We start from the raw sequence: 21,221 nt of genomic DNA, 5'->3' as shown, positions 1-21,221 counted from the left end.
CTCATAAAAAAGCTTTGTAAAATAGAAATTTTAAGGCATTATATTGATGAGGATATGACATAAAATAACAACGTAATAACCATATTTTTTATGATTTAGATGTTTTTAAATATTTAATTATTTGATTTTCAGTATTTTGATTGTAGGTGCATTTGGAGAAAAACATGTTTTTAAAGATGTTAAAGTTTCAAAACACTGAAAGAGAATCTGGGAATAGGGTTCTAATAATGTTTCATCATGTTTGATGGTTTTGATACTTTTGTGCTCTAGGAATAAACTACAAAACTGATTGATTTGAAAAGGAAATTTGTGTATCCAATTTTAGTAATAATTGTGACCATTTGCTTTTATTATATTGAAAAACATATTGATGCTAATGAGTATGGTGCTACCGAAAAGGCAGTTGGAGATGATGATCTTAGTTTTTTTTATCTCCCTACCTCTACAACAGGAGCTATTATAACTCATCAAAATTATTCTTTATCTTATTCAGAAACACATGAGCAACCAGAATGGGTGGCATATGAGCTAAAAAAGGAGCATTTATCCAATAATGATTACAAAAGACCATTTTTTGAAATGGATGCTAAAGTAAGATCTTCATCTGCTGATTGGCGTAATTATAAAAAATCTGGATTTGATAAGGGACATTTGTGTCCTGCTGGAGATCGCAGATTTACTTACAAAGCGTTTAAGGAAACATTTCTGACTTCTAATATTACTCCTCAAAATCATGATTTCAATGCTGGAATATGGAATAAACTAGAACAAAAAGTACGGTATTGGGCAAAAAAATACGATGATGTATATGTAGTAACAGGAGGTGTTTTATCCAAAGATCTTAAAACAATTGGATACGAAGCTGTGACGGTGCCCGACTATTTTTATAAAATTATTTTGGATAAAGATGATAAAAATGTCAAGATGATAGCTTTTTTAATTCCTCATAAAGATACCGATAGATCACTTCAAAGTTTTGTTGTGAGTACCGATGAGATTGAAGCATTAACTGGAATTGATTTTTTTTCAAAATTACCTGATGATCTAGAAGAAAAGCTAGAGCAATCATCTGGGATTGGTAAATGGAAGTTTTAAATAGTATAATAGAAAGTCTTTTTCAGAACTTTTATGATTCAATAATAAACATCACCACTCATTAACCCTGTTTGCATCAAGTTTGATGAAAATAAAAAGTAATAGTGTAAAGCCCCACAAACCAGAACCTCCATAACTAAAAAATGGCAAAGGGATTCCTACAGTAGGGAGCAATCCAGTTACCATTCCCACATTTATAACAAAATGTATAAATAGAATACCTACAACGCTATATCCGTAAACCCTACTGAACTGTGTCTTCTGTTTTTCAGCAAGGTATAAAAGTCTTATCAAGAGGCCTACGAATAGAATAACAACAGCTGTAGCTCCTAGAAATCCCCATTCTTCTCCAACGGTACTAAATATATAATCGGTATGCTGTTCTGGAACAAAACCACCTTTGGTTTGGGTTCCTTCTTTCCATCCTTTTCCAATCCAACCACCACTTCCTATTGCAATTTGACTTTGATTTGTGTTATAACCAATACCTCTAGAATCTACTTCTTTTCCTAAAACTATGTTGAAACGATCTCTATGTCGCTGTTCAAAAACATTGTTGAAAATATAGTTAACAGAAAAGCAGAATCCTGTGATCACTATAATCGCTAGAAGGTATCTAGAGTACTTTGGTTTTTGTTTTCTGTTTTTGATTAACAGAAGTGCCATTACTAAAGCAATTCCCAGTACAACCCACAACGGTGAAAATAACAGAGTTAGTATAAACAATGCAGCTGCTGAGGCTCCAATAATTAAATATGTAGCCGCTAAACCTTCGCGATATAGAGGAAAGAAAAAAGCTGCATATACTAGTGCACTTCCTGGATCAGGTTGAGGAATGATAAATAATGCTGGTAATGCAATAATTAGGAATGCTCTTAATTGGTGATTTATAAGGTTTATATTGGTTTGCATATCGCTTAAAAACTTAGCAATAGCTAAGGCGGTAGCTGCTTTTGCGAATTCTGAAGGTTGCAACCCTACTGGTCCGAATGAATACCAAGAAGTAGCTCCATTTACATTCTTACCAAATAAAAATAGTCCTAGGAGCGATACCAAGGATATTACATATATTAAACCAGCGAAACGTTCATAAAATTTCGTTTCAATAGCTTGGGTAATAACAATAATGACAATGCTAAGTGCAATCCAGTATAGCTGTTTGATGTAGGGCTTCGAAAGATCGGTTATGGAAAACTGTTCATCTCCATAGGAAGCTGAGTATATATTAAGCCATCCAAAACCCACTAATAATAGAAATAATAAGACCGTTAACCAATCTATAGTACCGACAGTTGATCTACTCATTATTGGTTAATTTTGAAAGGTTCACCACTATACGGTTTGGCATATTCTTCTTCAAGGCTGTGAGTTAAAACCCAATCTTCTAAATCCGTTCGGGAAATGGTTCCTTTAATATATTTTTCTATCATTAAACTTGCTATCTTACCAGCATATCGTGATCCCCAGTATCCATTTTCTATAAATACAGTAAGTGCTATTTTAGGGTTATCTTTTGGGGCAAAAGCTACAAATACGGAGTGATCTGTAAGTTGCATACGTTCTCCATTAACCACAGTGTAGTTTTCTGCAGTACCAGTTTTACCACAAATTTCTATATCGTTTACCTGAAGTGCTTTAGCAGTACCCTGAACATAAACCTGATGCATTCCTTCTATAACAGGTTCAAAGTGTTCTTTGTCAATGGTGGTGTATTTTGGTTTGGTAAAGTTTTCTATATCTATTGGTTGCCCATCGATAGCTTTGATAATATGTGGTGTGTAAAAATATCCTCTGTTAGCAATTGCGGCGGTCATATTAGCAAGTTGTATTGGTGTTGCTAGGATTTCTCCCTGTCCAATCGCGTTAGATATCGTAGCAGTGGAATACCATTTGTATTTTGGATAATTATATCTTCTATTATAGTAATCTGAATTGGGTACAAGCCCTTTACTACCACTTGATAAGTCATTACCAAGGTAGTTACCTAGTCCAAAACTTTCTACATGCTTTTCCCAATTGTCAATACCTTCTTGTGGAGTGTCGAACTTATTAATACTTCTAAGGTATACATTGGCAAAATAAGCGTTGCATGACTGCGCAATTCCTGGTATCATACTTAATGGACTCGCATGTGCATGACATCCAAGTTTAGCTTTTTTTCCATATCTAAAGCCATGACTACAAAAGAAGCTTTCTCTTGGATCTACAACGCCTTCTTGCAAAGCAATTAATGCTGTAATAGCTTTAAATGGAGATCCTGGAGGATATTCTCCTTTCACACCTCGATCAAACAATGGTCTCGAAATAGAATCATAATGTAATCTTGTATAGTTGGGAGATCTTTTTCGACCTACCAATAATTCTGGCTTATAATTTGGTGCTGTAATTAATGTTAAGATTTCTCCAGTTGAAGGATCTAGAGCTACAATTCCACCACGTTTATTTACCATTAATTTTTGACCATACGCTTGAAGTTCTTCATCGATGGTAATGGTTAGATCTTTTCCATTAACGGGAAGTGTATCATATTTACCGTTTTTATATGGACCAATGTCTCTATTAAAACGATCTTTTTGAATTCTCTTGATTCCTTTTATTCCTCTTAATTCGTTCTCGTATTGTTTTTCTACGCCTTGCATTCCAATAAGATCACCAGAAAGATAATAAGGGTCTTTTTTAATTAGTCCATCGTTTACCTCGGCTATATATCCCAAAACATTGGCTGCATTTTCGGTGTGATAGTCTCTAAGAGAACGCTTCTGAATATAGAAACCATCGAACTTCCTCATTTTTTCCTGTAAGTACGCATATTCATCTTTTGTTAGCTGTGGAATAACAACCGAAGGAACTCTGGGTGAATATACTCTTGCTTTTTTTAATTGTTTGTTGAGCTTTTCTTTAGTAATTTTCAGTATGGAACAAAACTCTAAAGTATCAAAAGGTTTTAGTTCTCTTGGAATTACCATTACATCATAAGATGGCTGATTGGTAACCAAAAGTTTACCATTTCTGTCGTAAATAGCACCTCTTTGAGGGTAGTCATAGAGAACTTTTATCGCATTATCTTCTGATAAAGCAGCAAATGAAGTATTATAAATTTGTAAATAAAATAACCTTCCGATAAAAACAACACCGGTGGTAATGATTATTAAATAAAGTAATAGTTTTCTCATGAATCTTTTCTTCTAAACAATACCAAAACAAGCATAATCACAATGATTGAGAATAAACTAGAAAATAACGTTTTTTTTGCAATTAATAGTATATGAGAAAAGTTAAATATTTCTAACGTAAAAAGTATAATATGATGTATAAAAATCATTAGGGTAACATAGGCTAAACGCTGTCCAAAATTCACCTTGCTTAACTTCACAGTTTGGAATTCATAACTTAGTCCAAAAACAGATCTAAGAATAACAGGTCTTAAATATGCTATCGATATGCAAGCGGTAGCGTGTACACCTCCAGAATCTCCAAATAAATCAATAGTTATTCCTAGAATGAAACTTAACACAAGAAACAAACTTTTATTAATATTAATTGGTGAAAGTAATATGAAAATAATGTAAATGTAAGGGTTGAGGTACCCCCAAAAGTTAATGTTATTAAGAATGAAAACCTGAACAAACACCAAGCTTATAAATCTACCTATGTATAATGGAATGTTATTATTCATTAGTTTTAGGGTTTTCTAACAATCTAACTTCGGCGGTATCATTACTTTTAATAGCGTAAACAAAACCAATGTCTGTCATGTCGTTAAATAGCAGGACATCGATTAGAAAATAACTTTGGTTTTTGTCCAATTCATAATTGAGAATCGTTCCAATGCCAATTCCACGTGGAAATATGGTTGAACGACCATTGGTAATAATAGTGTCTCCTTTTTTTAGTACCGCTTGTCTTGGTACAGTTTCTAATTGCACAATATTTGGATCTTTACCATTCCATACTAATGACCCATATTGATTAGATTTTTTTAGGCCAGCGTTAATTCTAGAATTACTATTTAGTATAGAAATAACTCTACTGTAATTCGTAGAAGTGTTTTCTACGATTCCGATAATTCCTTTGTCGGTAATGACTCCCATATCTGGTTCAATTCCGTCTTTTTCTCCTTTATTAATAAGGATGTAATTATCAATTTTACTGTAGTCATTTTTATAAACATTTCCTTTTATAAAATGATATGGTTTATCAAAGGATGTAGTGTCGTTGTACTTAGTCTCAATGGTATCTGTAGCAAAAATACTTAATTGATTGCGTAATCGTTCGTTTTCCTCTAATAGTCGTTCATTTTCGCTTTTAAGGCCAAAATAATTACTTATAGAGTATCTCCATCCATAAACTCCACCAGATAGAAAATTCGTGGAACTTATGAACTTGCTTTTGTGATAACTATGTGATTGAATAGTAAGAACCAGAGATATAAATAATAACAGCAGGAATAATAAGAAGTTCTTATTCCGTATTAAAAAATTAATAATTTGCTGCATATGTTATCGAGATACTAAAATTTTATCTATAGTAAAAACAATCTCTCATACTACCTTATAAAAGCAAGTATGAATGATCAAAGCAGAATAACGTAAAAATTACTTTTTAGGTATATTCTAATTTGTTTTTTCTAAAAAATATTATTTAATCAATACACTTTTGTATCGATTGATATTTTTTAGGGTAATACCTGTTCCTCTTACTACTGCTCTCAAAGGATCTTCAGCAATATAAACAGGCAAATCGGTTTTTTGAGATAATCTTTTGTCTAAGCCTCTTAGCATGGAACCTCCACCAGCAAGATAAATTCCTGTGTTGTAAATATCCGCAGCAAGCTCTGGAGGAGTTTGTGATAATGTTTCCATTACAGCATCTTCAATTCTAAGAATTGATTTGTCCAATGCTTTTGCTATTTCACGAAATGAAATTTGAACTTGTTTTGGTTTTCCGGTGAGAAGATCACGTCCTTGAACGTTCATTTCCTCTGGAGGTAACTCCAAATCTTCTGTAGCTGCTCCAATTTGTATTTTTATCTTTTCCGCAGTGCGTTCTCCGACATATAAGTTATGTTGAGTTCGCATATAGTAGATGATATCGTTGGTAAACACATCACCCGCAATTTTTACTGATTTGTCACAAACAATTCCACCTAATGCAATAACTGCGATTTCAGTAGTACCACCACCTATATCTACAATCATATTTCCTTTAGGTTGCATGATATCCACACCAATACCAATGGCAGCTGCCATTGGTTCATGGATTAGATAGACTTCTTTACCATTTACACGTTCAGCACTTTCTTTTACTGCTCGCATTTCTACTTCGGTAATACCTGATGGAATACAGATAACCATTCTAAGAGCAGGAGTGAAGATTTTTTTCTTTAAAGCAGGAATATCTTTAATAAACATGCTTATCATCTTTTCACTAGCATCAAAATCTGCTATCACTCCGTCTTTTAGAGGTCTTATCGTTTTTATGTTTTCATGTGTTTTTCCTTGCATCATCGCAGCTTCTTTTCCAGCGGCAATTATTTTTCCAGACATAATATCTCTGGCAACAATGGATGGACTATCTACCACCACTTTGTCGTTGTGAATAACTAAGGTATTTGCGGTACCTAAATCTATAGCAATTTCTTCAGTAAAGAAGTCGAAAAATCCCATATAAAACAGTAAAAAGGGTTAGAATTGAGTAAATGTACTAAAATTAATGCTTAAAATGACGTGTTCCGGTCATTACCATAGCAATTCCGTTTTCATCACAGTAATCAATACTTAATTGGTCTTTTATAGAACCTCCTGGTTGTATAACTGCCTTGATTCCTGCTTTGTCTGCAAGCTCTACACAGTCAGGAAATGGGAAGAAGGCATCACTAGCCATTACAGCGCCATTAAGATCAAAATTAAATGAATTTGCTTTTTCTACAGATTGTTTCAATGCATCTACACGAGAAGTTTGTCCTGTTCCACTAGCTAAAAGTTGCTTGCCTTTAGTGAAAACAATTGTATTAGACTTTGTGTGTTTACATATTTTTGAAGCAAATAAGAGATCTTCAATTTGCTCATTGGTAGGAGCTACTTTTGTAACCGTATTTAAATCTTCTTGAGCATCTGTTTTTAAATCCTTGTCTTGTACCAAAGCTCCATTTAAACAAGAGCGTACCTGAGTTTTTGGAAGCTCTATGTCTTTTTGAATTAAAATAATTCTATTTTTCTTTCCTTTTAATATTTCAATAGCTTCATCAGTATAAGAAGGAGCGATTACCACTTCACAAAACAGTTTGTGAATTTCTTCGGCGGTTGGAACATCTATTTCAGAATTACTTATTAATATACCTCCGAAAGCTGAAACCGGATCACCAGCTAATGCATCTACATACGCTTGGTGTATCGTAGAGCGTTGTGCTAAACCACAAGCATTATTATGTTTAAGGATTGCAAATGTAGGGTCTTCTCCTTTAAATTCATTCATTAGGTTAACCGCTGCGTCTACATCTAATAGGTTATTGTATGATAACTCTTTACCGTGTAGTTTATCAAACATTGCATCGAAATCTCCGAAGAAAAATCCTTTTTGATGAGGGTTTTCTCCATAACGAAGTGTTTTACCTTTAGTTTCGCTAATTTTTAAAGATGCGATCTCATGATCACTATTAAAATAATTAAAAATAGCACTATCGTAATGTGAAGAAACATTAAACGCTTTTGCTGCAAATCGTTTGCGATCTTCTAAAGAGATACTTCCATTACCTTCGGAAATAATTTCCAAAAATTCTGCATAATCTTCAACAGAAGCTACACAGGTTACATCAGCAAAATTTTTAGCAGCAGCTCTAATCAAAGAAATACCACCAATATCAATTTTTTCAATAATATCTTGTTGTGATGCTCCAGAAGCAACTGTCTTTTCAAAAGGGTATAAATCAACTATTACGATATCGATCTGCGGAATTTCATACTGCTCAAGTTCGGCGACATCGCTATCGTTGTTCTGACGATTTAGTATTCCACCAAAAACTTTAGGATGTAATGTTTTAACTCTTCCACCAAGAATCGAAGGGTAAGAAGTTACATCCTCCACAGGAATTACATCCACTCCTTGTTCTTTTATAAATTTTTCAGTTCCACCAGTGGAATAAATACTAATTCCAAGTTCATCTAATTTCTTAACGATTGGTGCTAATCCTTCTTTACTAAATACAGAAATTAAAGCAGATTTAGCCGTTTTTGTTGTGCTCATAACAATGTTTAGTTGATAAAACGCAAAAGTAGCAATTTAGTTGCCAATTAGACAACCCATTGTTAGTAATTGTTTTAGATATTTTGTAACAAAATTATTAAGAAAACGTCCTATCTTTATATTGTTCAAAAATTAGCACATGCTTATCTATCTACGAGTACTTAAGGAAAGTTTTAATTTTGCTATTAATGCATTAAAAAACAATAAGTTAAGAACGTTTCTTTCTTTACTGGGAGTTACCATTGGGATATTCTCTATTATTGGAGTATTAGCTGCAGTAGATTCTTTAGAAAAAGAAATAAAAGGCAGTATCAGCTCTTTGGATAATAGTACAATTTATCTTACCAGAGTTTCTTTTGGTCCTACGGATGTTCCGGATTGGAAAAGAGAACAATTTCCGGATGTTACATTTGAAGAGTATCAGCTTATAAAAAGAAGTATGCCTGATTTGAAAGCAGTAAGTTTTTTACTAAATGTTGGGCAAGAAACCTTAAAATATAATGATAAAAGTATTAGTAATGTAAGTATGGCTCCAGTTACTAATGATTATTACGATATAGAGGAACTACAAGTGGTAAAAGGAAGGTTTTTTAATGAACAAGAATCTGTTGGTGGAGCACCAGTGGTAGTGATTGGTGATGAGATTGCAAAAAGTTTATTTGGAGATGGTGATCCTATTGGAAAGAAAATCCGTGTATATGGTAGAAAGTTTACAGTAATAGGTGTTCTTAAAAAAGAAGGTAGTGGTCTTTTTGGAGACTCTAAAGATACAGCAGCAATACTTCCTGTTAATTTAGTAAGAAGAATCTATGGAGATAATAATAAGTTTACATTTCCTATGATTATTATGAAACCAGAATCTGGAATTGATATTCCCGAATTTGTGTCTACTTTAAAACAAAAAATGCGTTCGTATCGAGGTTTAAAACCAGACGATATAGATGATTTTTTTGTAAATCAATTGCAGGGATTTACTGATTTTATTGATAATATTACAGGTACTATGTCTAAAATTGGAGGTTTCATAGGAATGTTTTCTCTTTTAGTGGGTGGTTTCGGAATTGCAAATATCATGTTTGTAAGTGTGAAAGAAAGAACTAATCTAATCGGTATTCAGAAAGCATTAGGAGCGAAGAAAAAGTTTATATTACTTCAGTTTTTATTTGAAGCTGTTATTCTGGCAATTTTTGGTGGATTAATAGGATTGGTATTGGTATGGTTAATTTCAAAAGGAGCCTCTCAGTTTACAGGGGATTTTGAGTTTATTCTTTCATCTTCCAATATGTTTTGGGGTATGTTCTGGTCAACATTGATTGGGTTAATAGCAGGAATTTTTCCAGCATGGATGGCTGCAAGATTAGATCCTGTAGAAGCTATTAGAACCGGAATGTAGTATTTGAATCATTGTTACATGAATCGAAATAATAGGTAGATATTCATACCTAAAGCAATTAATATAAGTATTAGTACGGCGATTGGAATTACTTTCATCATCTTCTTATCTTTCTTTGTATTTGGGGTTATTACATTTGTCGTCATGGAGACAAAGATATAATGAATTGATGGCGACGGAAATAGGTGAAAATACTTGATTATGAAAATAAAAGGTCGAGAATAATCTCGACCTTTATATTTAATGAGGTTTTATTAGAAAACTATTCTTTAATTATTCGCTTAGTAGTAGAACCAGTTTCGGAATATATAGTTATTAAATATAAACCAGAAGGTATGGATGTGATATCTATAGTGTTTATAATATCATTTTTATTTAGTTGTTGAGAAACAATTATTTTACCTCTAACATCAAAAATTTCTACATTTTTTAAGGCTACATTAGTTACTCTTGGTATATAAATAACGTTTTTAGAGGGTACAGGATAAATGTTTAATTCCATTTCAAGTATCTCGTCATCAGTGTTTAATAGATTGTCAAATATAATAGTAAATTGAGAAGCTATTATGTTTCCATTACCTGCTCCATCCGTAGCAACATCTGCAGCTATATCAACTGTAACTGTCCCATTTGCAATAGGAGTAATATCAAAAGTGTAGGTGTCTCCAGATCCAGTAAAATTAGTGGCATTTCCATTTCCTGTAGTTACATCGTTAATATCAAATCCTGTAACCGATTCACTAAAAGTAACTGTAATAGGAATAGGGTTGGCTCCTGTAGGTCCAGGACTTTCAGTTGATGTAATGCTAACTGTTGGTGCAGGATCAATAATAGTTACGCTTATATCAGATGAGTTTGGGCAAGTTCCTACAGTGGCATAGGTTACCGTATATGTGTTTGGTGTGGAAGCGGATACATCAATTTCTCCTGTAGAACTGTTTAGACTTAACCCTGTTGTAGAGGCAAAGCTACCTCCAGTTACACCGGTAATTGTTGGAGTAGGGTCAGCATCAGTAGTTAAATAAGAAGAAGCAGTGTAGCTAAAGGTTGCATCATCCAATGCATTGATAGTTACGGAAGTATTCGATGAGTTTGGACAAGTTCCTGCGGTGGTATAAGTTACCGTATATGTATTAGGTGTAGAAGCCGAAACATCGATTTGTCCAGTAGTGGTATTGATACTTAAACCAGCTGTGGAAGAGAATGTTCCACCCGTAAGTCCGGTAATTGTTGGAGTAGGATCCGCATCATCTACACAATAAGTGCTTGTACTATAATTAAAAGACGGATCATCCAACGCATTGATAGTTACAGAAGCATTCGATGAGTTCGGACAAGTTCCTGCGGTGGTATAAGTTACCGAGTATGTATTAGGAGTAGATGCTGATACATCGATTTGTCCGGTAGTGGTATTGATACTCAATCCAGCGGTAGAAGAGAATGTTCCACCCGTAAGTCCAGTAATTGTTGGAGTAGGATCAGCATTATCTACACAGTAAGCACTTGCATTATAATTAAAAGACGGATCATCCAGTGCATTGATAGTTACCGATGCATTAGATGAGTTTGGGCAAGTTCCTGCGGTGGTATAAGTTACCGTATATGTATTTGGAGTTGAAGCTGAAACATCGATTTGTCCAGTAGAGGTATTGATACTTAAACCAGCTGTGGAAGAGAATGTTCCACCCGTAAGTCCAGTAATTGTTGGAGTAGGATCAGCATCATCCACACAGTAAGCACTTGCACTATAATTAAAAGACGGATCATCCAGAGCATTGATAGTTACCGACACATTCGATGAGTTCGGACAAGTTCCTGCGGTGGTATAAGTTACTGTATATGTATTCGGAGTTGAAGCTGAAACATCGATTTGTCCAGTAGAGGTATTGATACTTAAACCAGCGGTAGAGGAGAATGTTCCACCCGTAAGTCCAGTTATTGTTGGAGTAGGATCCGTATCATCTACACAATAAGCGCTTGAACTATAATTAAAAGATGGATCATCCAACGTATTGATAGTTACAGAAGCATTCGATGAGTTCGGACAAGTTCCTGCGGTGGTATAAGTTACCGTATATGTATTAGGTGTAGAAGCAGACACATCAATCTGTCCAGTAGCAGTATTGATACTTAAACCCACTGTGGAAGAGAATGTTCCACCTGTAAGTCCAGTAATGGTTGGAGTAGGATCCGCATCATCTACACAGTAAGCACTTACACTATAATTAAAAGACGGATCATCCAGTGCATTAATAGTTACGGATGCATTTGATGAGTTCGGACAAGTTCCTGCGGTGGTATAAGTTACCGTATATGTATTCGGAGTAGAAGCCGAAACATCGATTTGTCCAGTGGTAGTATTGATACTTAAACCAGCTGTAGAAGAGAATGTTCCACCTGTAAGTCCAGTAATTGTTGGAGTAGGGTCCGCATCATCCACGCAATAAGCGCTTGAGCTATAATTAAAAAACGGATCATCCAGCGCATTAATAGTTACGGATGCATTCGATGAGTTAGGACAAGTTCCTGCGGTGGTATAAGTTACCGTATATGTGTTAGGAGTTGAAGCAGACACATCGATTTGTCCAGTGGTAGTATTGATACTTAAACCCGCTGTAGAAGAGAATGTTCCACCCGTAAGTCCAGTAATTGTTGGAGTAGGATCCGCATCATCCACACAATAAGCGCTTGAACTATAATTAAAAGACGGATTATCCAGCGCATTGATAGTTACTGATGCATTAGACGAATTCGGACAAGTTCCAGCGGTGGTATAAGTTACCGTGTATGTATCAGGTGTAGAAGCTGAAACATCGATTTGTCCGGTAGTGGTATTGATGCTTAAACCAGCTGTGGAAGAGAATGTTCCACCCGTAAGTCCGGTAATTGTTGGAGTAGGATCCGCATCATCTACGCAATAAGTACTTGAGCTATAATTAAAGGATGCATCGTCAAGATTATTCACTGTAACGGAAACAGAGCCACAAGATCCTGGTGTTACACAACCACCTTCTCCTCTAATAAAGTAAGTTGTGGATGGTCCTGTAGGAGTCACTACAATAGAAGAGGAAGTCGTTGTACCTACTTGTGTTCCTCCACAAGAACCAGTATAAACAACCCATTGAGTAGCATCGTTTAAACTTCCGGTGATATTTAATGTTGTCGTATTGCCATTACAAACCGCTGTTGGCGAAGCAACTATTGTGGGTACGTCGGGATCGGTGCAGGCAGCAATACAATTTACAGATGGTGCTGAATATCCAGAAGGTGTAATGTCATACGCAATGTTATTATCAGATATCCAATTAGATCTGTTATTTATGGAAGCCCGAATAGTATTAGAATCACCCGATAGTGTTCCATTATATTTTGCGTTGTCAGTTTCTGTGCCAATAGCAGGAAATAGGGATATACAATCAACAGCATTGGTTAATCCGGCAGGTAATGCGGATCTTGCTGTTCCTAGCGGGACTGCTGATGGATCATTCCAAAGAGTTGTAGGATCAAGGGTAGTTGGAGATCCATTTCCATCATCACCATTGATTCCCGATATAAAAGTAGGGATGCCAGCAGGTTCTGGACCACTTGCACTATAATATGCTAAAACTTGATCACCACCAGTTAAACTCCAACCAGCACCTGATGATAAAGTGGCTGATCCGCCTCCAGTAACAGTAATTGTGTTAGCACTAGATTCGTTAAAACTAATAATGGTTCCGCAGCTAATACCACCTGTAGGTGATGTCCAGGTTAGGTGTCCCTCAGTAGTTCCTGCCCAGGTGTCTAAACTGGTATCCCAGCCTTCTTCGGTAAAATATATAATTTCTCCAGCTGGAATATCCGTTAAGGCTATTATTGTGAAATTATCATTTGTTCCTGTACCAGCATCTGTATTATATCCAATAAAAGCGATATCTCCTGCACCTAATGTTTGCGAATAGAAAATAGAACTAAATAAAAGTAATATAATACTTAGAAGTGTAGTTTTTTTCATATGTTAAGATTTGTAGTTTCACATTAATGACATAGGTAGGTGTTAAACCATCCCGTATTATTTTTTTTACTTGAACCAGTAAATGTTTTCTTGTTTAATTTTGCATAAATTGATCTTTGAGGGTGTTGTTGGTTTGTTGATTCATTATTCCAGATATAATGATCATAGCTTGTTCTGTTATAACTGTTGTTGAAGTCTATTAATCCTCTAGGCCCTTCCAGTTTAAGATGTTTAATTATTGTACTACATTCTTGTTTAGATTTGTTAAAAGTGGATCTAATTACTAATCCATTTTCATAACCAAGCAAAGCAAAAAAATCAGGACTTTTATTGAATTCCTGCCAGTATTCTTGTGTAAATAACTTGTTGGATTCTGTGTTTAATTCGGGATACCAGCTAGAAATGGTTTTGGTTGTATTAAAAACTTCAGGATATTCTTTTAGTAATGCCTCTTCTGCTGAAAAAGGGAGCATATACATTGGATGTTTTAAGTGTAATTGATTCTGTTCTAAATAAAAAGCGTGTTCTCTGGCAAATATGTTATTGTGAAATGCTATTATAGCATCAGGTTTTATTTCTGAAAAAAATCTATGCATCAGTTCACTTTCATTTTTTCTCGGATGCAGAGGCGTGATGTAATGACCTGAAAATGAAATGTTCTCTTGGGAAATAATACTATCTAAAGCTTCAATAAAACCATAACCAGCTTCGTAATAACAAGTAGAAGTGGCCATTTTAGTCTTGTTATTTTGTAGAAGATACTCTGCTAATAACTGAAGAGAATCATATAACCCTAAAGAATTTTGAAAAACCCCATCAGGTAATTCTAGTGGATGCTTTGAGCCAAAATTTGCAGCAATTAATGTCTCCTGATTATTACCAGCAAAGTCGGTAAGTTCTTTAAAACCATAATGACCTAAAATACCAGTTGTTAAAATTACATTTTCTTGAAAACATAATTTCTGAAAAGAATTAATCAGTTGTTTAGGGTCTGATCCAGAACCAATACTTTCTATAATAAGGTTGTATTGTGTTTCTTTTAAGGCTAAATGCATACCATTTAGAAATGATTTACCCATACTAGGATATGCATTCGATTGAGGAAGTAATACACCTACTTTATTTTTTGATAACATTATTCCGATCTTGCTAATAGTTAGAGGAATTTAAATCCCTCTAACTACTCATTTTATTTTTTTAACTTCTTGATGGAAATATACCTTGCATTGCTATGCATACATACACCCCTAAAAAAGGGTTTCTTATGTTAAAACCTTGATTACCTCCTGTAATATTGGTCGTTCCAGAGATGGATACTCCTGCTAATTTATCTCCAGCGGTAGGGCTCTCTCTAAATATTTCAGGCATATTGCCGGCGGTTCCAAGACCGTTATTGCCAGCATCTGTTTCATTCGTAGCGTCAGTATTATCGGTAGTAAGTACCTCTACATTAGCTACACCATTGGTTAATGTGTGCGAATGGCTTGGCATATGAAGTTGATTTAAAGTTACAGTTTCTGAACCTCCTCGTTCTCCCCAGGAAATTGAAGATAAACCAGGACCATTTCCTACATGTACAATACTTCTTCCTCTTAGATCTGGTAAAGCAAAAGTGGTTCTACCATCTCCTCCAAAAGTAGTTCCGAGTAATGAAAAAAGTGCTGAGTTTTGGGCTATGGGTAATAACTGTCCATCGCATAACGCCCAACCACGAGGTGCAAAATTGAATCCGAAAGGTTGAATCTGTCCGATAAATGGGTCCATAATAAGTATTGTTTTTTAAAAATTAATAATTTGATATTAGTTATTTAATTGTTTGAAATCAGAGTCTTTTTTTAAAGGTTTTAGTCTATCATAATAATATTTTGAGCTGAATAAGTTTTTCAGCCAGAAACCTATATACAGTAAGACATGTAGGAAAGCTTCCGATTAGTATCGTTTTCATGATCTTTTGTTTTTATAAGCTGCCATATTCCAATGAATTCTGGGGATTTTAATCATTGAAGTGTATTCCAAAATCACCAAGAATCAAATCTAAATAGGAGATCAAAGAGAGTCAATACGTAGAAATACCTGATTTGTATAAATAGTGTTGTAGATTTCTAAAATCTAAGTATATAATTTTGGTAAAATGTTTTAACCCGCTTTATGCAATGGAACTTCGTAATGAAGCTTTGAGATACAATAAATACTGGCTTTTTTTTGATTTCAGCATAGCATCGCAATGGTTATATTAAAAAAAGTAGTGAAGCGGTAGTATTTGCAGTAGCTCAAAGATGGAATAGATTTTCTATTGTATAAAACGGGTTTAATAAAGATAGTATCAATAGAATGATTCTATGTCTGGATTTGCTGCAGAATAGTTGAAGGAAGATAGCAATCTTCTATTTTAAATAGAGGCACTTTTTTTCGTAGTCGATTACAGCCTTTCCCCTTTTTAGCACATCCGCTCCAATAATTCCATCCACGGGTGTCGCATCATGCGTCGTTAGTGCCGTGTTAACATGGGTTAAGTCAAAAAGAATTAGTGAAACGTTTTTTCTAGACCATTTACCTAATTGCAAAGTGTTTTTTTTGGAGAGTTGGGTGTGCATGTCTGTAGCACCAGCACCAGCAGCCTTAACATCACTTTCTTGTGTAAAAAGTTTAAACTTTTCTACCGCATCAAAACCAACACAAGAATTAGAGGCTCCCGTATCGACAATAAAATTTCCTTCTACGCCATTTAAAAATGCTTTTATTTCGAAATGATTGGTTTTGGTATACTCAAGTTTAATGCGGTGATACTCTTTATCAAGTAAAAATTGGCGAAGTGTGGTCATTTTAATTTTCGTCTGATCAGCAGTAAAAGTAATACAATTATAAAGAATAGAATGCTAATAATTATCCAATAACTTTTTGTTACAGGATGTTCATAAGAACCATAGTATACAAAGGAAGCCCAATAATATGGGGATTTTTGTGCATTGGTAATTTTTTTAGAAGTCAAATACTCAAGCTTTGAAGTGTGTAAACTATGTGTGTTGGAGTTCTGGTCTTTTAAGTTTTTATAGAAATAACGCATTAGTTGCGAGGTGGTTTTGTCATTAACCTTCCATAAAGAGAACAGTGTGTTTGGTATTCCTGCATATTGAAATCCTCTAGCAATACTTAATGGTCCTTCGCCTTTTGCTATAGCACCTACGCCTGTTTCGCAAGCGCTTAATACAACCAAATCAGCATCTAGTTGTAAGCCATATAATTGGTTTACTAGTATGTTTTGATCTGTAAATTGGATGGATGCTGGACTTGCAAAACTTCCTGATGCTGCATGAGTTGATAGGTGTAAAATTGTATGATCTTTTAATTGATCTATAAAATTAGCATAAGTAGCGTCTTCGTTTTTCAAAAAAGTACCATCGAAATGTTCTTCAATATGTTTTTTTTCATCTACAGAAAAAGGTAGTTCTAAGTTGGTGTTTTGGAAAACAGGAAATACACCTAAAACATTTTTCTTGAGATGGTTGCTATTTGTAGCTCTAAGATATTTATTGATAGAATTTTCATAAGTAATCATAGAGGACTTTACTAAGAAAGGCATGTTTTCAAAATTGAAAGCATCAGTTTCTTCTGTTAATAATGCTTCAAAAGGAACGAAATTTAGAAGTCCGTCTGGTATGATTAGTAACTTTTCAGAATTTGGGATTTTTAAACTTTTATATAAATTAAAACTAGCTTTGGAAAAACCATTTATATCATTAGTGATATTTGAAGCGTCGTCGAAATATTGAACGTAATCTCGGATGCTATTTTTTAAGAGTGTATTGTTTTCAATTTTAAGAATATTTAGCGTTTTTTCATTACCTGTAAATTGATAAATGTTATTTTTTCCGAAAAAATAAGAAACTAACAATAGCTTATCTTCTTTTAGCTTTTGATGAAGTTGAGGAACTGAAATAGTTTGTTGATCGGAAATTAAATTAGGATATTTTTCTTGTAGTGTTTTTGAAAGTTCTTTCAATTGTATGGAGATATTTGAATGCTGCTCACTCCATTTTTGGATTAGAGAAATATCCGCCTGATCTTTTCTTAGTTTTTCTTTTAGGATGTTGGTTTCGTATACCGCTAATTGAATATGAAGTTGTTCGTTCTTTTTGATCAAAGAATCACTTTTATATTGAAATAAAAGTCTTTTGGATACTAAAGCTTCGTTTACAAAAGGAGCCTTAGAATTTTCTGAAGCATTGAACGCTTTTTGTAGATATTCAATTTCATTGGTTTTTTGATATAAGGTGTATAACAGCTCAATATAGTTTTCAGTTCGATTTCTATTCTGACCATGTTGAATAATCTTCGTGCTTTGCAGTGGATATGCAATATTTAATTTAGAGTTTACTATAAAAGCTGCTTCTAACGATTTTATTGCTGAAATGGGATCATTTAATTGCTGGTAGATGTATGCTTGAGTATCTAATGCTTTTAATAAAATTTGGTCAGCAACAAGTGTTTGTTTTTTAGGGATAGCGACTTCGGAGTAATACGTAGGTAGTAAAAGAGAATGAATTTCTTTTAAGGATGCTAATGCTTCTTTGTATTCTTTTTTTGAAATGAGGATGTCTGTATAGGCTAATTGCCACTTTGCAATTTCTCTGGCAGATACATTGGATTGGTCTAATAAGAGTCTTTTTGCAGTTGATAAATGTTGCTTTGCAGCCGTTGCATTATTGTTTTCTAGTGCAATAAAAGCTAGGATTTTATATGCGTTTACTTCTTTTGGGTCAATAGAAAGTACTCTTTTAGCAAGTTTTTCAGCTTTTCTGATGGCTCCTTTATCTAAATAATTTGTAGCTAAATTCGTGAGAATATTTGGATTATTGGGCTGTATCTTTTCTCCTTTGTGTAGAATCTCAAGCGCCTTGTCATATTCACTTTGATTGTGGTAGGTAATGGATAAGTTGGTAATGGCCGATATCATTTTTGAGATGTTTCTATTTTGTTCGGCAATGAATAAATAATTGGTAATGGTGCTTTCTGCTTTTTTTAGATCGCCAATTTTTAGATATAAATTTCCTAGCGGTTGCAAACAGTTTTCGATAATATCATAATCTTTTAAGTTATTTGTGCTGTAGGTTTTCCAAGCTTTTTCATAATGTGTTATTCCTGAAGAGATATTACCATATCTATTGTAGTAATATCCTAAATTACTGTGTATAATCACCCAGGCAAGAAGATCTTCTTTAGAAGATAGTTCTGACTCTTTGGAGGAAATGATGTTTCTAAGTTGTTCTAAGCTTTGGTTCGAAGGTTTTTCTAGGAAATTATCTAATTGGTTGTATAAAAACTCTGAAGTTTTTGTAATATCCTGCGCATAATTGACTGATCTCCCAAAAATGAGTAGCAGTATGAAAACAGTCTTTTTAAAACTTCCAAATCCCATATAATTGAATTTGAGAATTTGGTTCGTTAAGGTTGTATACATATCTAACACCTATGCTTGGACCAATTCTCACGGTTCCAAGGTTCATTCCTATAAAAACACCTGTTTGTAAATTGGTAAAGCTATCATCAATTTCAGTAGTATTAAAAGAATCTAAATCGGGATTAGGAATTATTTGATTACCGTTTTCGAAGACGGTAAAACCTTGACCAGTGGTTTCCTGATCATTTGTGCTTGTTAAGTCTAATTTTAATTGAACACCAGTCCCCATAGCAAAGAAATTCGAGAAATTATATCTATAGGATGCGGGCACTGCATACACAGAAATATTAGTAAATTGATTAACCTCAGAAAAACGGATTAGGTTTACATTACCTGTAGGATCGGTAGTTCTTGTTTCAAAATTTCTTGTTTCATCATAAGAGGAAGCGGAGAACATTAATTCTGCCTGATAGTATCCTCTATAAGATTTAAAAGGAGATAAAGTTGCTCCAACAAAATATTCACTTTGATTATCTAATTCTGGCACTGTAATATATCCTGCTTTTGCTCCAATAGAAATTCCAGGCATAAAACGAGTGGTCGCATAATTCGTAATAATGGGTTCATTCTTGTCAAAATAAATGGCAGTTCTACTTTTTGTCTTTTTTTTATGAAAGTTTTTGCCAAATTTCATAGAATATTTCACAAAACCTTTGGTGGAGTCGATTTCAGAAACATTCTTTTGCTCACTTCCTGGAAGGTAGATTCTGTTAAACTTAAATATAATTTTGTCCTTTTGAAAAATGGTATCCAAGCAACTGTAGTTTACCTCTCGTTCCTTTGGGCAAATTGGACATTCTGGATACATATTGTCAATTTGTAATGTGGATTTATCAAACATTTCGGGTGTGTCTACTTCTAATCTTATGGTATTCGCAGGTCCTTCACCATTATTCTGAAAGCGCACTTTAAATTTTAGTCTTTTAAACCGTACCAGGCGATAATTCATTAACCAGCCATTAGATGACATTTTGTTAGGGTCGTGAGAAGTAACAATTTCCATTTCGGTGTCCTTTACCGTATGATCGTCAAAATTACTATCAGGAACATAAACACTTCTTAGCGTTACAATCGCACTTGTGTCCTTTATCATTTCTGGAGTGGTTTTTAACGTTCTGAAAATATTGCGTTCTTCTCCAGGTTTCATGTTATCAAACTCAATAATCTGATAATTTCTGTATAGCGCTTTTGATTCTTCTAACGTAAGTGGAAGATTTTTTCGTTTTGTAGTATCCTGTACAAAAAGAGTTTTCTGATAGGATGAGTAATTACTATTAGATGCTAATAAAGTGTGGTCGTTATTTGATTCAAGGTTCATAGAAATGGCGTCTAACGGAATGATACGTTCACCATGATGTAATCTTGTATCTTCAATAATAAAGTTATCATTTTTGAACTGTCTGTCATTGTAAAACAGGTACATTTTTCCACTCGATATATAATTATTGTTGTTTTTATAACTCGTGATGAATACCATTTTCTGATCAGGAATAGGTTCTCTGTTTCTTTTTAAAATAAGATCTTCATCTTCTAAAAAAGATGTAGTGTTGTTGTTTATGGAAGCTTCGTCGGTTTGATCTGAGTCATCAGTAATAGTTACTGATTTAGGTCTACTAGTTGGAGGTTTTCCGTTGTCGTAATTATTAGTGGCCCATAGCTTTACTTCGTAAGAACCTTTTTTTGTAAAAGAATTGGTTGGCTTTTCTTTAAAACTATAATTGCCATCACCAAATTCCCAATAGTAAGAATAGAAGGCTTTTGGTGCACCAGCTATTTGATTAAGTGGCGGCATTGTTGCATTATATCTAACCTGATTACCTTCAATTTCATATGATATTGGAGCGATTCTAGGAATCGTATCATATAATGCGATTTGTCCTGGACAGAAATAGGGTAATAGTATCAGAAGTAATAAAGCCGAAAATCTGTTCATGTTCTTTTGTTAGTGTTAATAAAGATAAACAAAAAGTTATATGCGATATATGACGGTAATTAGTCAATAAAAATTCCGGAAGGTAAACCTCCGGAATTTTTTCTGA

The 21,221-nt window shown here is 34.2% G+C and carries 14 protein-coding genes; 2 read left to right on the top strand and 12 right to left on the bottom strand.

The window, feature by feature from the left end; translation table 11 throughout:
* Positions 1 to 294: 294 nt before the first annotated feature.
* Positions 295 to 1,095, top strand: a complete 801-nt coding sequence (locus Q1A73_RS07710) for a DNA/RNA non-specific endonuclease (protein ID WP_299603743.1) — start codon at positions 295 to 297, stop codon at positions 1,093 to 1,095.
* Between the two features lie 51 nt (positions 1,096 to 1,146).
* On the opposite strand, the gene rodA is transcribed toward Q1A73_RS07710, so the two are convergent.
* The 6 genes from rodA to purH all read right to left on the bottom strand — a co-directional run bounded on the left by rodA (position 1,147) and on the right by purH (position 8,337).
* Positions 1,147 to 2,400 carry a rod shape-determining protein RodA gene (gene rodA / locus Q1A73_RS07705; protein ID WP_299603740.1) on the bottom strand — a complete coding sequence of 418 codons (1,254 nt, stop codon included), beginning with the start codon at positions 2,398 to 2,400 and terminating at the stop codon, positions 1,147 to 1,149.
* A complete protein-coding gene (mrdA, locus tag Q1A73_RS07700; RefSeq protein ID WP_299603737.1) occupies positions 2,400 to 4,268 on the bottom strand; it encodes a penicillin-binding protein 2 in 1,869 nt (622 codons plus the stop codon). Before mrdA ends, rodA begins: the two co-directional genes overlap by 1 nt.
* The gene (locus Q1A73_RS07695) at positions 4,265 to 4,609 is read right to left on the bottom strand and encodes a hypothetical protein (RefSeq protein WP_366141434.1); all 345 of its coding nucleotides are present in this window, start codon (positions 4,607 to 4,609) and stop codon (positions 4,265 to 4,267) included. The genes mrdA and Q1A73_RS07695 overlap by 4 nt, the downstream gene beginning before the upstream one ends.
* A gap of 154 nt (positions 4,610 to 4,763) precedes the next feature.
* Complete coding sequence (mreC, locus tag Q1A73_RS07690; RefSeq protein ID WP_299603733.1) at positions 4,764 to 5,591, bottom strand: rod shape-determining protein MreC; 828 nt, start codon at positions 5,589 to 5,591, stop codon at positions 4,764 to 4,766.
* Positions 5,592 to 5,732: 141 nt separating this feature from the next.
* On the bottom strand, positions 5,733 to 6,761 hold the full coding sequence (locus Q1A73_RS07685; protein WP_027393894.1) for a rod shape-determining protein: 1,029 nt from the start codon (positions 6,759 to 6,761) through the stop codon (positions 5,733 to 5,735).
* Between the two features lie 43 nt (positions 6,762 to 6,804).
* Complete coding sequence (purH, locus tag Q1A73_RS07680; RefSeq protein ID WP_299603728.1) at positions 6,805 to 8,337, bottom strand: bifunctional phosphoribosylaminoimidazolecarboxamide formyltransferase/IMP cyclohydrolase; 1,533 nt, start codon at positions 8,335 to 8,337, stop codon at positions 6,805 to 6,807.
* 139 nt (positions 8,338 to 8,476) lie between these two features.
* Here purH and Q1A73_RS07675 point away from each other — a divergent pair, with 139 nt between their 5' ends.
* Positions 8,477 to 9,730: an ABC transporter permease gene (locus Q1A73_RS07675; RefSeq protein WP_299603727.1), complete on the top strand. Its 1,254-nt coding sequence runs from the start codon at positions 8,477 to 8,479 to the stop codon at positions 9,728 to 9,730.
* Positions 9,731 to 9,992: 262 nt separating this feature from the next.
* On the opposite strand, the gene Q1A73_RS07670 is transcribed toward Q1A73_RS07675, so the two are convergent.
* From Q1A73_RS07670 to Q1A73_RS07645, 6 genes are all read right to left on the bottom strand, one after another.
* Entirely contained in the window at positions 9,993 to 13,724 is a 3,732-nt protein-coding gene (locus Q1A73_RS07670) for a T9SS type A sorting domain-containing protein (RefSeq protein ID WP_299603725.1), read from the bottom strand.
* A 23-nt stretch (positions 13,725 to 13,747) separates the two neighbouring features.
* Complete coding sequence (locus Q1A73_RS07665; RefSeq protein ID WP_299603723.1) at positions 13,748 to 14,860, bottom strand: ABC transporter substrate-binding protein; 1,113 nt, start codon at positions 14,858 to 14,860, stop codon at positions 13,748 to 13,750.
* Positions 14,861 to 14,921: 61 nt separating this feature from the next.
* Positions 14,922 to 15,488 carry a tail fiber protein gene (locus Q1A73_RS07660; protein ID WP_299603720.1) on the bottom strand — a complete coding sequence of 189 codons (567 nt, stop codon included), beginning with the start codon at positions 15,486 to 15,488 and terminating at the stop codon, positions 14,922 to 14,924.
* Between the two features lie 620 nt (positions 15,489 to 16,108).
* Positions 16,109 to 16,546 (bottom strand): retropepsin-like aspartic protease, encoded by a 438-nt coding sequence (locus Q1A73_RS07655; RefSeq protein WP_299603717.1) that lies wholly within the window; start codon positions 16,544 to 16,546, stop codon positions 16,109 to 16,111.
* A complete protein-coding gene (locus Q1A73_RS07650; RefSeq protein WP_299603715.1) occupies positions 16,543 to 19,140 on the bottom strand; it encodes a CHAT domain-containing protein in 2,598 nt (865 codons plus the stop codon). Before Q1A73_RS07650 ends, Q1A73_RS07655 begins: the two co-directional genes overlap by 4 nt.
* The gene (locus Q1A73_RS07645) at positions 19,121 to 21,115 is read right to left on the bottom strand and encodes a PKD domain-containing protein (RefSeq protein WP_299603712.1); all 1,995 of its coding nucleotides are present in this window, start codon (positions 21,113 to 21,115) and stop codon (positions 19,121 to 19,123) included. Before Q1A73_RS07645 ends, Q1A73_RS07650 begins: the two co-directional genes overlap by 20 nt.
* Positions 21,116 to 21,221 lie beyond the last annotated feature (106 nt).

It is taken from the genome of uncultured Aquimarina sp. (assembly GCF_947492115.1).
GTDB lineage: Bacteria > Bacteroidota > Bacteroidia > Flavobacteriales > Flavobacteriaceae > Aquimarina.
The sequence above is the reverse complement of the archived record's forward strand: the minus strand, read 5'-3'. Positions and strand labels throughout refer to the sequence as shown.

What these genes read in the sequence shown, in the direction of transcription:
- rodA (WP_299603740.1), bottom strand. Translation starts at nt 2,400, where the DNA reads ATGAGTAGATCAACTGTCGGTACTATAGATTGGTTAACGGTCTTATTA.
- Q1A73_RS07655 (WP_299603717.1), bottom strand. Translation starts at nt 16,546, where the DNA reads ATGACCACACTTCGCCAATTTTTACTTGATAAAGAGTATCACCGCATT.
- Q1A73_RS07685 (WP_027393894.1), bottom strand. Translation starts at nt 6,761, where the DNA reads ATGGGATTTTTCGACTTCTTTACTGAAGAAATTGCTATAGATTTAGGT.
- Q1A73_RS07665 (WP_299603723.1), bottom strand. Translation starts at nt 14,860, where the DNA reads ATGTTATCAAAAAATAAAGTAGGTGTATTACTTCCTCAATCGAATGCA.
- mrdA (WP_299603737.1), bottom strand. Translation starts at nt 4,268, where the DNA reads ATGAGAAAACTATTACTTTATTTAATAATCATTACCACCGGTGTTGTT.
- Q1A73_RS07660 (WP_299603720.1), bottom strand. Translation starts at nt 15,488, where the DNA reads ATGGACCCATTTATCGGACAGATTCAACCTTTCGGATTCAATTTTGCA.
- Q1A73_RS07650 (WP_299603715.1), bottom strand. Translation starts at nt 19,140, where the DNA reads ATGGGATTTGGAAGTTTTAAAAAGACTGTTTTCATACTGCTACTCATT.
- purH (WP_299603728.1), bottom strand. Translation starts at nt 8,337, where the DNA reads ATGAGCACAACAAAAACGGCTAAATCTGCTTTAATTTCTGTATTTAGT.
- Q1A73_RS07670 (WP_299603725.1), bottom strand. Translation starts at nt 13,724, where the DNA reads ATGAAAAAAACTACACTTCTAAGTATTATATTACTTTTATTTAGTTCT.
- Q1A73_RS07675 (WP_299603727.1), top strand. Translation starts at nt 8,477, where the DNA reads ATGCTTATCTATCTACGAGTACTTAAGGAAAGTTTTAATTTTGCTATT.
- mreC (WP_299603733.1), bottom strand. Translation starts at nt 5,591, where the DNA reads ATGCAGCAAATTATTAATTTTTTAATACGGAATAAGAACTTCTTATTA.
- Q1A73_RS07645 (WP_299603712.1), bottom strand. Translation starts at nt 21,115, where the DNA reads ATGAACAGATTTTCGGCTTTATTACTTCTGATACTATTACCCTATTTC.